The sequence below is a fragment of the Gottfriedia sp. NPDC057991 genome (assembly GCF_042886615.1).
Classification (GTDB): Bacteria; Bacillota; Bacilli; order Bacillales; family Bacillaceae_G; genus Gottfriedia.
This window is the reverse complement of record NZ_JBHVQN010000006.1, coordinates 293,682-309,741: the sequence shown is the minus strand read 5'-3', so window position 1 is coordinate 309,741 and position 16,060 is coordinate 293,682. Positions and strand designations below refer to the sequence as shown.

At 34.1% G+C, this 16,060-nt stretch carries 11 protein-coding genes; 1 reads left to right on the top strand and 10 read right to left on the bottom strand.

The features are described from left to right. The first annotated feature begins 23 nt into the window (after positions 1–23). Positions 24–728, top strand: a complete 705-nt coding sequence (locus ACFVR2_RS20350) for a DUF554 domain-containing protein (protein ID WP_387365923.1) — start codon at positions 24–26, stop codon at positions 726–728. Positions 729–792: 64 nt separating this feature from the next. On the opposite strand, the gene ACFVR2_RS20345 is transcribed toward ACFVR2_RS20350, so the two are convergent. The 10 genes from ACFVR2_RS20345 to gabT form a co-directional block, all read right to left on the bottom strand. Further along, positions 793–1,491 (bottom strand): YoaK family protein, encoded by a 699-nt coding sequence (locus tag ACFVR2_RS20345; protein ID WP_387365920.1) that lies wholly within the window; start codon positions 1,489–1,491, stop codon positions 793–795. Between the two features lie 344 nt (positions 1,492–1,835). Further along, entirely contained in the window at positions 1,836–2,156 is a 321-nt protein-coding gene (locus ACFVR2_RS20340) for a hypothetical protein (protein ID WP_387365917.1), read from the bottom strand. 428 nt (positions 2,157–2,584) lie between these two features. Then, on the bottom strand, positions 2,585–3,757 hold the full coding sequence (gene gerXC / locus ACFVR2_RS20335) for a spore germination protein GerXC (protein ID WP_387365914.1): 1,173 nt from the start codon (positions 3,755–3,757) through the stop codon (positions 2,585–2,587). Continuing rightward, positions 3,754–5,253, bottom strand: a complete 1,500-nt coding sequence (gene gerXA, locus ACFVR2_RS20330) for a spore germination protein GerXA (protein WP_387365911.1) — start codon at positions 5,251–5,253, stop codon at positions 3,754–3,756. Before gerXA ends, gerXC begins: the two co-directional genes overlap by 4 nt. Further along, on the bottom strand, positions 5,243–6,337 hold the full coding sequence (gene gerXB, locus ACFVR2_RS20325; protein ID WP_387365908.1) for a spore germination protein GerXB: 1,095 nt from the start codon (positions 6,335–6,337) through the stop codon (positions 5,243–5,245). Before gerXB ends, gerXA begins: the two co-directional genes overlap by 11 nt. A gap of 249 nt (positions 6,338–6,586) precedes the next feature. After that, positions 6,587–7,090: a GNAT family N-acetyltransferase gene (locus ACFVR2_RS20320; RefSeq protein ID WP_387365905.1), complete on the bottom strand. Its 504-nt coding sequence runs from the start codon at positions 7,088–7,090 to the stop codon at positions 6,587–6,589. 463 nt (positions 7,091–7,553) lie between these two features. Beyond that, positions 7,554–11,852, bottom strand: coding sequence for a S8 family serine peptidase (locus ACFVR2_RS20315; protein ID WP_387365902.1), 4,299 nt, complete (start codon positions 11,850–11,852; stop codon positions 7,554–7,556). Positions 11,853–12,530: 678 nt separating this feature from the next. Continuing rightward, positions 12,531–12,809: a hypothetical protein gene (locus ACFVR2_RS20310; RefSeq protein WP_387365899.1), complete on the bottom strand. Its 279-nt coding sequence runs from the start codon at positions 12,807–12,809 to the stop codon at positions 12,531–12,533. 400 nt (positions 12,810–13,209) lie between these two features. Next, the gene (locus tag ACFVR2_RS20305; RefSeq protein WP_387365896.1) at positions 13,210–14,634 is read right to left on the bottom strand and encodes an aldehyde dehydrogenase family protein; all 1,425 of its coding nucleotides are present in this window, start codon (positions 14,632–14,634) and stop codon (positions 13,210–13,212) included. A gap of 1 nt (position 14,635) precedes the next feature. Next, positions 14,636–16,000 (bottom strand): 4-aminobutyrate--2-oxoglutarate transaminase, encoded by a 1,365-nt coding sequence (gene gabT, locus ACFVR2_RS20300; protein WP_387365893.1) that lies wholly within the window; start codon positions 15,998–16,000, stop codon positions 14,636–14,638. Between the last annotated feature and the right edge of the window lie 60 nt (positions 16,001–16,060).

Below are 16,060 nucleotides of genomic sequence, written 5' to 3'. Positions count from 1 at the left end.
TATGCAAGTTAAAGGGGATAATCATGGTACTACTCGGTTCAATTGTTAATGCAGCAGCTATTATTTTTGGCTCTTTACTAGGTTTGTTTATTAAAAGAATTCCAGATCGAATGAAAAACTTAGTAACTCAGTCAATTTCTCTTGTAATTATTGTCATAGGATTTACTTTAGCTATGAAAACAAATCAAATTCTGATCGTCGTTTTCAGCTTATCATTAGGTGCAGTTGTAGGAGAATGGTTAGATATCGAAGCTAAACTAGATCAACTAGGTCTATTTATCGAAAGTAAATTTCATTCTAAAAACGAAGGTTCTATTTCTAAAGGATTTGTTACTTCGACATTATTATTCTGTGTTGGCGCGATGGCCATTCTTGGAGCTCTAGATAGCGGACTTCGTCATAATCATGAAATTTTATATACAAAATCAATGATGGACGGTTTTCTATCAATCATTTTAACTTCAACACTTGGCATTGGCGTATTATTCTCTGCTGTCCCAGTCTTAATCTATCAAGGATTCATTGCTATTTTTGCATCATTTGTACCGAATCTAGTTACTCAGCATTTATTAGATTCAATTATTGCTGAAATATCAGGTACAGGAGGAATTTTATTAATTGCTCTTGGTTTGAATTCATTAGGATTAGTAAAAATAAAAATCGGAAATATGTTACCTTCTATTATATTTGCACTTATTTTTGTTTGTTTGATTCAATTTTTTAAATAAATATTTAGGACTATGTCTGAAAACTAAAATGAGCCCCAAAAGAGGGCTCATTTTTCAATTCAAATTAATGTAGTTTCCTTCTAAAAAAACCTTTGTCTTTATGGTATAAGATCAATGCGATTAATAATACTCCTGCAGCAATCCAAACAGCTTGATTCCCAATATACTTTGTGGAAAGACTTCCAAACAATGCACCAAATGAAAAGGAAAGGATAATAACTAAAAACTCTTTAAATTTTGTTTTTGCTTCTTTATCACGATTTACAAAAGCTGTATATGCTGCCTGTGATGCAATTCTAATATTACCCGTTGTCATAGTTGAATTGTATGTCCATTTATCTAAATGAGTGAACGTTGATATTTGTAATGATGAGACAAACGAAATGCAAACTGTCACAACTAAATTAGGTACACTACTAGGTAATACCCCTACAATAATTAATACGAAACATTCTAATATAAGAATCGACCGTCTATAGCTATATAAAAGTTCCTTTAAACGTGGATGTTTAACGGATTCAGCAACTAATACACCTAGAATAAAGGCTATAATAGGTAGAATATAATCCACAGAGTTTTTCCAATTTCCAAATGATAGATTTATTGCCAATAGAACAAGATTTCCCGTTTGCGCATTGGCAAATACACCATCTCTGCTTATAAACGTATACCCATCTAAAAATCCACCTACTAAAGCTAACAATAATCCAAGATAGACTGAATTTGATGATAATGATGGAATTATTTTTTGTTTAGATTTCAATCTTGTTCTCCTACTACTATTACTAAACTAACATAATCATATCACAGTTAGTATGTATATAAATGTGAACAATAATCCAACAATTACAACCCAAACTAATCAATTATCTACTTTGGTTGTTTTTTGGTTATTTGTTTGTTTTTTTAAAAAAAGCTCTGTAAAATTTAAATGTTGATTTTTGAACTAAAAAAAGGTTGTCTAATTAGACAACCTTTAGGAACTCTTATCCAACTAAAGTAGTGCGTAGTTGAATAAGAACCCAAACCCTCTTTCTCTTAATATTGTCAAAACCTTAGTTTTCACTTGCCTACCGGCTAGGGAGCTCCTCAAAATTGAAAACACCATTAGTTTGTGAAATATCCGTTAATAATTGAATCGACAGTTTCCAAAATTGAAGTAATAGCTGTTTTTTTCTGTTTATTCACCAGCAATAAAACATCGTACTTATTATTTAATTCATTAAGTTGTACACTTAATGGTGTAACAAATTCTTGTGAGATTGTTTCGTTACGATATTGTATAAATGCTTTTTCGGCTACTGAATATCTTGTTCTAACTTTATCTATTTCTTTTGTTAAATCGACTAACTCTTTATCTAGTCTTTTGATTTCTGCGTTTAATTCTTTCTTCCATCTAAGTAATGCATGTACATTCGTATTACTCAATGTGTATTCCTCCCTAATATCGAATACTACATCGTACTCCATAGGATACTTGTTTGTTCATGATCATATCAAACAATCAATTGATGATATGAAGTTCGTGTTCCTTAGGTCGGAAATTTGCCGCCGACTTCCTTCAGATTCTCTTTCGCCACGACACACTTGTTTTAAGCTAACCATTACTTGGGGGAATATCGCCTTTTTTAATATAAATTAAGAAAATCCTTATTCCACGATCCTGTAATTTAGCTCAATAAAAAAAATCGACTTTTATGTCGATCTTGTTGTTCAACTAAAGCATGCGTTAGCCAACCATGAATCTATGATTCACAACAGTGAATGTAAGCTACAATCGTTCTTTCATGGTAGTTTAAATTTCTTATTCGGGTTTCATTAAATGGATCAATGTAACATGAAATTAATTAGCCTAATTATGGTTCTCGTGAGAATGGCTTCTGTAAATTGGTTGACTTCCATTGGCCGCTTGTCATAATTTGTACCTTTACCTCAACTTCTAAGGATGACGCCGAAAGCGGGATAACTCCGTTTTTTTCAAATTTTTTCCAGTCTTTTAAATTATTTCGATAAAGTATTTGTGAAAGCTGATAAACATCAATTCCTTTATTAATCCCATTTTTGTAGGTTTCTTCAATTTCCTTTTTCAATGTTTTTTCAGCTATTTGTTTTACGGTTTTCATAGGTAAATATTTTACTACCTGAAAAATATCTCCTTCTACGCGAATCTTCATTCGAAAATGCGGTTCGTGGTTCTTTATATAGGCTACTGTTTGGATTTTTGGTTTTTTCAATACGATTTCTGTAACGGGCTCCCCATCTTTTTTTAATAGGATCGGTGCTCGGGTGAAAGTCTTGCCCGTCCATTTTAAACCTGATAAGTCTTTATCAGACAAATACCCTTTGTAGCGCTTTGAAGCTACAAAAGCCGACCCGCTATATTTTAATAATGGGAAATCATTTTTGTCTGATTTCCATTTTTTTGTAATCGATAAGAATGGTATTTGTGTGGTCATCGCAGGCTCATAAAAATAAGCACGAAATTTGTAAAATATCAAAGGACTAAAAAGAGAATAGTTTTTTGTCATTTCATTTGGGATATCCCTCACAGTATAAAGGGGTGAGAGATTTAAGATAGATCCAGTTGCTAGAACCTCCTCGATTGGTTCCTTTGTTCCAAATACCCACATCGTATTCCTAAACTGAAAGAAACGAGCAAAAAATTCATCAATTTGTCGAATATCTCCATGTTTTAATATATTCTCAGAGAATACGACTGTATTAATGTGCTCCCAAGAGACCCTTTGTTGAGCCGTTTTATAAAAATCGAACGCTGAATGGTCTAAAATCTCCCCTGTTCCTTTTCCAATAAAAATTGGCTGTGGTGTCCGCATAGTGGTTTCTTGTTTTGCAAAAGTGGAAAAATTGATAAATTGTGGATAGAGCACGTATTGATTATCTTTAAAGTCAACTCCTAAGGCATTTATGTACCATACATGCTCAACTTCCCTTGTGTCCCAACAGCCTGTTAACAGAAAAATAGATGGAAATAATATAAGAAGTTTTTTTTGAAAAAATTTTTTCCTCATCTTTTTTCCTCATCCTTTTGTTTCGTGCTATCGTTCGTATGAATCTCTTTCGGTCTCTTTATCATATTTTTAAAACGAATTCGGATTGTTGCTGGTATCAAACTAGTTGGTACAAATGGAGAGTAGGGGGCCATAAATGGAACCCCGAAAGAGCGTAAATTCACAAGATGAATACAAATAATAAAAACAGAAAATATAAGCCCTGTTATTCCGAGTAAGCTTGATAGTAGATAGACAAAATATCGGAGAATACTTAATGTTCCCGAAAGCGACTGGTTGATCAAAGTAAATGTCGAAACCACAGAAATTGCCATCATTACGACAATACCAGGAGAAGCCAATCCTGCGCTGATGGCAGCTTGCCCAATAATTAAACCACCTACTACAGATAACGTTTGACCAACAGTAGTAGGGATTCTAAGACCTGCCTCTCTCAGTAACTCAAATAAAAAAATCATCAAGAATCCCTCTAAAGTAGTAGGGAATGGAACTCCCTCTCTAGACAAAGCCAGTGTTGCCAACAATGTGTATGGTATTTGATCCGGATGATAAGCGACTAATGCAATCCAAAATCCCGGTAGAAAAACAGCTATAATTAAGCTGAAGATCCTCAGTACTCTTCCCAAACTTGCAAAAGGCGCTGACGAATGCTGGTCCTCTGCATTATTCACGAAAAACACAAGAGTAACAGGTCCAATAGATGCAGTCGGAGAGCCTTCCACTAATAAAACGAAACGTCCATATAGTAGGCAATTTACAGCATAATCAGGTCGTCCCGTATATTCTAATAAAGGGAAGAGGCTGAAAGGTCGGTCTGTAATAAGTTCTTCAATTTGATCAGATGAAACAATGCCATCGACTTTAATATTATTTAATTTGGATCGTACTTCTTCTAAAATATCCTGTGAAATAACATCTTTCAAAAAAAGAACAGCAACCCTGGTTTTACTTCTAGTTCCAATAACAAATTCTTCATAACTAAGGGAGCTTGTTTTCAATCTTTTTCGTATTAATCCAATATTGGTTTGAAGTTCTTCTACAAAACCGTCTCTCCCCCCTCTTAGTGTCACTTCCGTACTAGGTGCTTCTACAGATCTCGCTGGAAGCATCGCTAGTTTGATGGAAAAAACCAGCCTAGACGCAGTGAGGAAAAAGAGAACTTCTCCTTCATAAATTTTTTGGGCGAGATCTTCCTGTGAAAAGTCTGATTTAACGAAAGTTATAGGGAAATCAAGTTTTGACTCCAAATCCTTTGCATCACCGGAAAATCCATTTTCCAACACTTCATGAAGATGAGGCATGATAGTTTTTCTCAATTCTTTTATGTCAATGAGACTCTGACAATATACAGATAAAATAGAAAAATAACGTTTGCCACTATCGATTTGATGTTTTTGGAAGATGACATCTTGCGCTCCTTCAAACCAGCCCCTTAAAATTTCTTCATCCCATTTGACCTTCATCTTATCTTGATCAGGTTGATTATTAAGCTTCATTGGTTTTACCTCCATTCTCTTTATTCACAAACATGGAGAGGATGGCTAAAAGTACAAGAATCAAGAGTATGAATACAAAAGTACCCGGTAAAAATTGACGGGATAAAAACAAATAAAAAGACGTGTCATTAATGGACAAAATGGAAATCAGAGTGACCCACCCGAGGAAAAAAAATTTTACTCCACTATCTACCTTCTTATTTGTAACCTGAAGAATATCTGAGACTAAAAAAGTTAAAAGAGACAAGCGGATGAAAGCTCCAACAAACCATTGATAAACTGATAAAAAGTCGAGATGTTCAATATAACGACCAATTGATACTAGCCTCCATTCTTCAAAGGCTGGGTATCGTTGCTTAGCAGCCACGAATGGACCAAACTCTGTGATGGCTCCGATAGTTGGGCCAAGAGTAAGGATTACAAAAGTGATTCCAATCCAAATCAAAGTTGTAAACTTTATTTTTTCATTTAAGTGATGATGAAAAAATAGGATAAAAGCAACCTCTACAAATCCTGATATTGGATAGATCATGCCTTTTATAACAGGAGTAGTACCGTGTTCTATATAGGGTTTTAAAAAAGCGTAGTCTTTATGCGGAAAATTCGCAGCCATGACAAAAAAACCTAAAAGAATAACTATTGGGAGAAGGATTCCCGCCGTTAAGCCTATGGATTGAATTCCGTGCTTTGCATTATAAAAACAGATTATAGAAAAAGTAGCACCTAATAATACTCTAGGTGTCATCGGCAGATAAAACGATAAAAAGGTTAACGTTTCCTTTAAAAGGACGACACCCGAGGAAAATAAGTATAGGAGGATCATAGCCATTAATGGATAGGTAATAAATCTCCCGAAATTTCCCTTAAGCCATAGAAACAAATGTTCTCCATTCATACGTTTTTGGATAAAGTAGAGAATCGGTATCAAGAATAGTAAAGAAACGCTTGAGAGCAAAATGGTAATCCAAGAATCACGGCCCGAAACGTCCAAAACCATAGGAATGATAATGACATGGTTAACAAGTCCAGTACTACCAATTAAGATAAATGACATTTGAAGCAAGTTGATAGTTTGGTTTTTCATGTACATTCCTCCTTTAAAGCAAATTCGTTACCAAGATAGTATATCCTTTTGGAATATTATTATTATTTTTGAACTCACACTCCTACTTAATTATCTATATCAAAACCTACATATATAGTATGTGGTTCTTTAATTTATCATTAAAATACCTCAGAAACTATCATGCCGTTAGTTTAATAAAATCAACAAACTACTTTAATAGAACCAAAAAAAGACGATCAAATCATATGTTTGATCATCTCTTTCTTCTTATTTAATAAACTTAACCATATGGTCCTCATCGTAAAATTCACCATTTACAAATAATGCTCTTTTTTCAGTCCCAAAGCTTTCAAAGCCTACAGATTCATAAAGTCTTTTTGCAGATTGATTTGATGAAATGACTGCCAATTCAATTTGTAAAATTTCTTCAATCTCCATAGCATTCTGAATCGCTTGACTTAAAACTTTCTTCCCTACACCTTTACCACGATAATCTGGAGTAACATACATTCCCCAAATTGTTCCCTTATGTTTCATTTTATCAGATCTTTTTTGGTAGAAGCCAGCAACCCCAACAAGTACGTCTTTGTCGATTGCACCAATTATAAAATTATCGAAAGTCTTAGGAAAATTATTTGTGTGCTGTTCGATTGATTTTCCCTTATATTCAGTTAAACTTTCTCCGAATGCTTCTGGTGATAACGATAATCCTTCACTTCTTAAACGAATAAACTCAGGTAAATCTTCAATTGTTAATTTTCGAATTTCCATTTTTATTCTCCCTTCAAGTTTATGAAATTGCCTTTTCTCCGTTTTAATCTATTGGTTTTAAGTAATTTGTTTGTCATATAACCAAACTTTCCCCCACAGCATGAACAAATATTATAGATTGGTACATCTCCTTGAAATCCATAGGGTTGTTCATATCAGTCGGAATATTCACACAAATGACATATAAACTTATTCTCCATACCATGAGTTAAAAACGAATCACTGATTATATTCAATTAAAAATTTTATAATCCCTTTATCTTATTCTACTAAACTACCATTTTGTTGAATAAGAAATTTTCCTGTGACCTTCATATAGCTTTCCCAAATCTCAATCAATTACGTACCTGAATCTTTCGCCATTATTTAATTTGATTCCCCCTCCCCCCAGACTACTGTTTTTTACATAAAAAAATCGGTAACGATTATTCATCGTCACCGATTAAAAATTATTACTATTCTATTACTCTAGACCAAGATCTGTTAAAACGTCATCTAAAGTTTCGCCTTTGTATTTCTTAACTGCCTTTGGTGAATTGTCAAAAAATGGGTTTTGCACTAGGTAGTTATTAATTACGTACTGCATATCTTGCTCATCAACCACACCATCATAGTTGATATCTGCATCACGTTTATTCGTTCCCCAATACGTTTGGATGTACAGAGCATCTTTCACGTCAATTACATTATCTTTATTTACATCTCCACCAGGAATATAGCTATAATCAACTGGTTTAGATCCAGCTGTTACTTTACCGTCTTCTTTCAAACCAACTGTAAAGTCCTTTTTGAATGTGAAATGTCCTGGTACGTCAATTGATAATGTAAACGACTTATCTGTAATTGGTAATCTAGATGTAAAACCAAATGGAGAAGTTGAACTATATCCTAAAGGATCAGCTACTCCGTATTCTTTACCATCGGAATCTTTCACACTAATTTTTGTACCAGCTTTATTATAGTCAATCTTAGCGTTCATATTAGGAGAACCTAAATTATTAAACCCTACTGCTAATCCTTCCGCCTGAACCGCTCCCCTCATAAGAGAATAAGTAGGAGTAACGTAGAAATATGGTTGAATACCTTGAGTTGTTAAGGTACTATTATCCACGTTTGTATATACAGCCTTAAAGAATCTAGATGAACCAGCTGGATCTTCAAATTGCATTGGACCTTTGTAATATTTGTCTTTTGCTTTAAACGTTAGGTCTACTAAAGAAGTATCTCCATTAATTCCCGTAGTCGCAAGGTCACCAAGCGCCGTTGCTGTGATCGTCATTTTATTGTAAGAACTGTTAAAAGAAGTAGTTGTATATTGAACATCTAAGTTTCCATTATATATTCCATGTGGCTTAACATTCACAACATCTAGGAACTGGACTGGATATAAGAATGAGTATTCAGCTTTTTTCACTTTAGTTGCAATATTTTTTGTTGAGAACGTAACTGTATTTGTATCTCCCATGTTGATTCTTTGTTTATCGGCAATTGCTGTAGAATAAGCAGTACCTTTTTTCACAAAGTATATGTCTTTAAAACTTCCATAATTTTCTACAGTTGATTTATCTCTGTCATAGAAGTCATACTCTGTAATTGGTAACGATATTGGGCCAGCTGTAGCTAATGGAATTGTCGAATTGAAGTTTCCATTTCCGTCTACAGGAATGTTTATTTCATTCGAATTATTCGGATTATAATAATACATTTTATTTTCGCCTTGTGAAGCAGTAATGCCTGCTGCTTGCATTTCAGCTATGTCTTTATCAAATGCATTACCTGTTACTGTTACAGTTTTGTCAGTAGCATTAGCTGTTTCTACGATTTGGCCTGCATCATAGTTCATCGTAACCTTTGGCTCTTTTACTCCATAATAAACCGGAGCGTCACTAGAGAAGGTTGCACCTTTATCATTTGTACCAACCATTCGTATTTTCCATAATCCTGGGTCAACTTCCTTATAATCAAATGTAATTGGGCTATCCGGGTTTCCTGTTAAAGGATAATATTGACCATTGTTCAATACACCACGGAAATAATACTCAATATTTTCATCCGCACCCATTCCATCAGCTGTGCCTAGGTAACCAATTTCTTCGTTTGTTTTTGGATCGACAAGGAAGAAGTCAAACGTACGCACGTGAGATTTTAGTTTAAAGTCCACTCCAATTGACCACTTTGTTGCATTGCTACCTGCTTCATATGGTAAGGTGAAAGCAGCTGGATCTCCTTTTACATAATCAATCCCCTCATCAACTGTATGAATGGCAAACGGTACTTTATACGTTTCATCAGGGTTCTTTTGATTTGTGTAAACTACATACCCTTCATAAGTACCAAGTTTAGCACTCTTAGGAACGTTGATTGTAGCATCCATATTCGTACTGCTATATCGTTTCACTTTTACAGAAGATTTAACATCTAATGTAACGCCATTCGCAGCTGCATCTTGGTCTGCTCTAGAGTCATTTGTAAATCGTGCGCCCAATGTCTGGAATTGGACCTTTACATCAAATGTTTTATCTTCAGAACTTTTATTAAATAAGGTCATTGAACGTTGATCTGTAAGATCCTTACCATTAATAGCTTGTTCGCCAAAGCTTAAAGCTCCAGTAATGTTTTTAATCGTTTTGATTCCTTTACTTGCAAGAGTAGCACTTCCCGCATCTTTCGCATTACTGCTTAACGTTTTCGTCTGGTCTTTCACTTGAATTTCTGTCCCAGCATGAACAGCTTTGTACGGATCTACTAGACCTGCCCCTACTTCATATACACTATATTTATCATTTAATGGATCTGCTGTATTCATTAGTGTTGACTTAATATCAGCTGGCGTCATATCTGGGTGAGCTTGTTTTAACAATGCTGCTACCCCTGAAACATTTGGTGTTGCCATCGAAGTACCAGATAAGCGTTCATATGCATTTTGATAATCAGTTAATGCCTTTCCATTATCATCCTTATGCATATAAGCAGGCACAGTTGAGAAGACAGAAACCCCTGGTGCTGTTACTTCAGGTTTAATATCATATAAAACACGAGATGGACCTCGAGAACTAAAGTCTGCTAATTTATTACCTTGTGTGACAGTTTGACTCATATTACCGAATGTAAAGTCGATCGAAGCGTCTAACTTTGCTGTAGTTAGAGGTAAATCACCAGTAATAGCATATCCTTGTTTACTGCTTATTAAAAATGTTGGGATATAGCCATATGTATTTCCTAAAAATACATCTTGTAATGTATCATTATCTGTATTGCTTAAAATAACAGCTTTTGCTCCATGCTTTTTAGCATTAGTGACGATATCTGCTATACCTATGCTGCCACGTTTTGCTACAACTATTTTTCCATTCACATCTCTTGGTATCGTATATTGACCATTTGCATCACGTTTATAGTACGAAGTATCTGAGCCAACTCCTACATTTACTAATTTAAATGTTTGGCCTTGTAAATCTGCTACGTTATCCGAATATCCTTGTGCAGCTAATTTCATATCAACTGCTGAATCACCTGTTGATGGATGAGCAGTTCCTGAAAATTGTGGAATGGTAACAGACGTATCACTTGCTCCAACTGTGATTGCCAAAGGAGCATTTCCTGGAGTACCTAATGTATACATTTTATTGCCAGAATTCCCTGCTGCAATAACTGCTGTTACCCCAGTAAGAACGGCATTATTTACAGCAATTGCCGTAGGGTATAATGGGTCATTATAGTTTGCTCCTAGTGACATACTGATGATATCCATTCCGTCTGATACTGCTTTGTCAATACCAGCTAAAATTGCTGAAGTTTGACCAGATCCATATGCACCTAAAACACGATAAGAGTAAATATCAGCATCAGGTGCAACGCCTGTTACAGAATAGTCCGCATTGTTTTTACCTTGACCGGCAATGATTCCAGCTACATGCGTTCCATGCTCTGTATAATAGGCTTCACCACCACTTGTTTCAGGTTGTCCCGATTTCTTCCAATCCGCATAAGTTGTTTCCATCGGATCATTGTCATTATCTACGAAATCGTATCCACCTTTAAAAGCACCTTTTAAATCTGGATGATTATAATCAATACCAGTATCAATAATACCAACTTTTACCCCTTTTCCTGTATAGCCTTCTTGATGAAGTTTTTCAACGCCAGGAAACGTTACCATCGAATGAGTTGAAGATTGTTGTTCAGTAGTCGTTAGTTCTTTAGTAGATGGATCATCTAACTGAACTTGTAAATCGCTCCATACTGCTTGTACAGCACTAGATTTAAGCAAACTTTTTACTTTATTTGACGGGAGTGTCATCGCAACTCCATTAAATGCTTTTTTGTAAGCACGCTTAATTTCGTAAGGATTTTTCTTCTCTTTTAACTCTTTACTAAAAATCGTTTTTAAATCTTGTTGAAATGTGTCATGTGAAGCATCTACTTTTTCTTGTGCGTCTGCTTCAGAAAGAGTTGTTCCATCTGCTTCTGCTACCATGACTGCTGTATTTGCTGGCTTGTCCTTAAATTCAACAATGACAGAAGTTGTCGCTTCACTTGTTAAATCCACATCAGCAGATACTTGTAGTCCTTCTTTATCACTGATTTTTAATTGTTTAATTGCCTCACGTTGTGCTGGTGTAAGAGCTGATAAAACTTGTTCTACTTTTGAAACTGGTTGTGCATGAACATTGTGTGTAATCGACATCGGATTAAATACGCTAGCTACAAGACCTGTTGTAAGTGCCACTGTTGTAACATTTTTTTTGATCTGTTTTTTCATCTTTTCCCTTCTTCCTCTCTGTTGATATTTTCATTATATTCTAAATTGACGGAATTTTCGGTTTTCAAAATTTCGTCAAATTGAAATTTTTTTAACTAAAGTTTGTGTCACACTTTTAAACTTTCACTATACTAAATTCCATAAAAAATACTTTTTAAAACACACAATTTCCTTTTTTTTATTTTTCCTTACTATTTGTGTATAGTTATTTCCTAGCTCAGAACTAGCATGGTCCCTATATTTCTAGAAAACTAAAAGATACTATTAAAATAAGAAATACTTTCACCAAAACTCCCACTTACATATAGAGCTCTGAAAAAACCTATATATATAAGCGAGATACACAATAACAAATAAAAAAAGATGACATTAAATTCAAAATCGAATTTAATATCATCTTTTTGGAGCAACGATTCTCCAAGCTATAAATGAACCCTAATGCAAATAATCTGCCATTATTATTCAGCCGATTATGTTGTACAACTATAGCATATTTAGTTGTACAAGAGGTTATTTTATTTTATCCTCAATAATGGTAAATCGAAAAAAGTAAAAACGAATGAAAAAGGTATAGACGATGATAAAATTCTATTAAAATTTATGCGTTGTTCAACAATAACATAAGTTAGTTACATATTGATTTATATCCTAGCTTTGTCCATAAAATAGCCTAACAATTTATTTTGATGAAGTCGGATTAGGTTTTTGCTTAATCCAATTGTCTAAACCATTATCTTGACTCCAATAGTCTCCAGAATGTCTATCAAAGATAATATAATGATTATCAGTTATTTTAATAAATTCATATCTATTTTGTAGTTTCAGTTTCTCACTTTGCTTGATTTGTATCTTTTCTTTATCCCCATTAAATTTTAAAGACTGCGAAATAAAAAAAGAACTTATAACAAGACATACCCCTAAAAACATAATAGATAATGGCAGCAAATTTTTATTCATTGAATGGCACTCCTCCATTTTAACAGTAGTTCATCTATTCTTTAATTAGTTTCTATTCATCATATTTAATGAATAAACATTCAATTTTTAAATTCTATTTAATTAAAATATATATGTCTGTCTAAATTTCTTTTACATGCAATAAAATTAGCCCTGTGTGTTAATATTAATTTGTTTCTTATTAACTAATATTTCTTTATTCTTGGACCATCGAATACTAAAAGGTTCACCAACATGTCTACTTACAGGTAATTTTTTTCTTTTTATGTTATTAGTCATTTCTTATTAAACTAAATTGACATTAGTTGAACAAGGTTCACTTTATGAAGTAATTTTTACCTTTTATCCATAAAAAAAAGAACCTATCATCTTCAAATATGATAAGTCCTTTCAAAAAAGATTAAAGTTTAATAGAGACTAGTTTCATTTCAGTCATCTCTTGTATTGCATACTTTATGCCTTCTCTTCCATAACCGCTTTCTTTTACTCCACCGTAAGGCATTAAATCAACTCTAAATGTAGGAACATCGTTTACTAGCACGCCACCTACATGTAATTTTTTAGTAGAATACAATGCTCTTTGTAAGTTGTTTGTATAGACACCAGCTTGTAATCCAAACCGACTATTGTTTACTTCATTTATTGCTTCATCAAAATGTTCATATGAATTGATGACTACAACTGGACCAAAAATTTCCTTACAGGATACATCACTGCTGTTCTTTACGTTTGTTAAAATAGTTGGTTTATAAAGACGATCTTCTATTATATCGCCACCAGTTACTAGATCGGCTCCATCTTTAATTGATTGCTTAACCCATTCATCAATTCTAGCAACATCTTTTTTAGAAATCAGGGCACTAATATCTGTTTGAAGGTCTAATGGCGAACCCATATTTAATAATTTAGTAGCATTTTTCATCTTCAATAGGAATTCATTATAAAGTGTATGGTGGACAAAAATTCTTTGTAATGAAATACATACTTGGCCGTTATAAATAAAGGCTCCCCATACACAGCGATTGATTAATTCATCAGTTAGCTTGACATCTTCGTCGATGATCAACGCTGAGTTTGAACCTAGTTCTAATGTTACTTTTTTTAATCCTGCTTTGTTTTTTAATGAAATGCCTACTTCAGGACTGCCAGTAAATGTAATTGCATTCACTTCAGGATGTTTTACTAAAGCATCGCCGATTTCGGAGCCCTTTCCTGTAATCAAGTTAAACGCACCCTTAGGTAAATCCGTTTTATCAATCATTTCAGCTAATGCAATTGCAGAGAGTGGAGTCTGACTAGCTGGTTTTAAAACAATTGTATTTCCTGCAGCAATTGCTGGACCAACTTTATGTGCTACTAAATTAAACGGGAAATTAAACGGTGTAATTGCACCAATTACCCCAACTGGCTCTCTGACTGTATAAGTGACTCGACCTTCACCACCTGCTACTGCATCAAGAGGGATTGTTTCACCGTATATTCTTTTTGCTTCTTCAGCAGCTATTTTATAAGTTGCAATCGTTCGATCAATTTCACCTAGAGCAGCCTTTAGAGGTTTGGATGCCTCTAATGCTAAAATCTCAGCAAGTTTTGAACGATTTTCTTTAAACTGTTCAACTAATTGCTCTAAAATGACACTTCTCTCATATGAGCTGAGCTTTTCCATTTGAGATTTCGCATTATTAGCCGCTTTGATCGCTTCTTCCAAATTCTCTATCGTTGCGATTGGTATTTCAGCTAAAACTTCACCAGAATGAGGGGCAACAAGATCTTCATGTTTTATCCCTTCAACCCATCTTCCATTTATATAAAATTGTTTTTGCATTCTATTTCACCTCAGATACAAGCTGACTAGCAACTTGATGTATTGATTGTTTTATAATATCTAAACCTTCATCTAATTCCTCATCAGAAATAATTAAAGGCGTTAAGAAACGAAGAACATTACTATGAACACCTGCGCTTAGAATAATGACTCCATTTTCACAACATTTTTTTGTTAATGCTGCAACAAACTCTTTTGCTGGTTGATCAGTAGTAGGATCTACAAATTCGATACCTACCATTGCTCCTAATCCTCTAATGTCATAAATAATTGGAAAATCATTTTTCAATTGTTCAAAAAATGATTTAATTTTTTCTCCAATCGATCTAGCTCGAATCCATAATTTTTCACTTTCAATTTTTTCAATCACCTCGAGTGCTGCTACGCAACCTAAAGGACTTCCTCCATAAGTTCCACCTAGTTCACCAGGTGATGCCGCATCCATTATTTCAGTTCGACCTGACACCGCACTAATGGGTACACCCGCTGCGATTGATTTTGACATTGTGATTAAATCTGGTTCAATTTCAAAAATCGTTGATGCAAACAATTCACCCGTTCGCCCAAATCCTGTTTGAATTTCATCCGCTATAAATAAAATTCCATGTGACTTACAAATATTATATACTTCTTTTACAAATTTCTTTGGAGGAACAATAAATCCTCCTTCTCCCTGTACGGGCTCCATAATAACTGCAGCTACTTCTTCTGGTGATACATCTGTTAATAGAAAATCCTTAAATTGAGAAATACAAAAATTAATATATTCTTCTTCAGTTAACTCTTTTGGTCGATTTGATAAATAAGGGAATTTAGCTTTATATGTAGCAGGAGCAAATGGTCCCATCTTATATTTATATGGTTTTACTTTACTTGTTAAAGACATCCCTAATAAAGTTCGCCCATGAAATCCTCGGGTAAACGAAATAATTCCTGAACGACCAGTGTACTTCCTCGCAATTTTAACAGCATTTTCAACTGCTTCAGCACCACTATTTAATAGAATTGTTTTTTTAGAAAAATCCCCAGGCGTTATTTCAGTTAATTTTTTAGCTAAATCAATATAAGACTTATACATTCCAACATGAAAGCAAGCGTGGATTAATCGCTCTGATTGATTTTTAATCGCTTGTACAACATTCTTTGGAGTATGTCCTACATTTAAAGTACCAATCGCTCCAGCAAAATCTAAAAATTCATTTCCATCAACATCCTCAACGATCGTACCGTGTGCTTTTTCTACAAAAACAGGTGTATTATTTCCAACACCATTTGGAACAAACTCGCTACGTAATTTTATAAGTTCTTTCCCCTTTGGCCCTGGAACTCCTGCTGAGACATTAACAAATTTTCGATTATTGCTCATGCTAACTCTCCCTCTCATAAAAATAATTTCATTTTCAATCTATGAATTTATTAAATTATT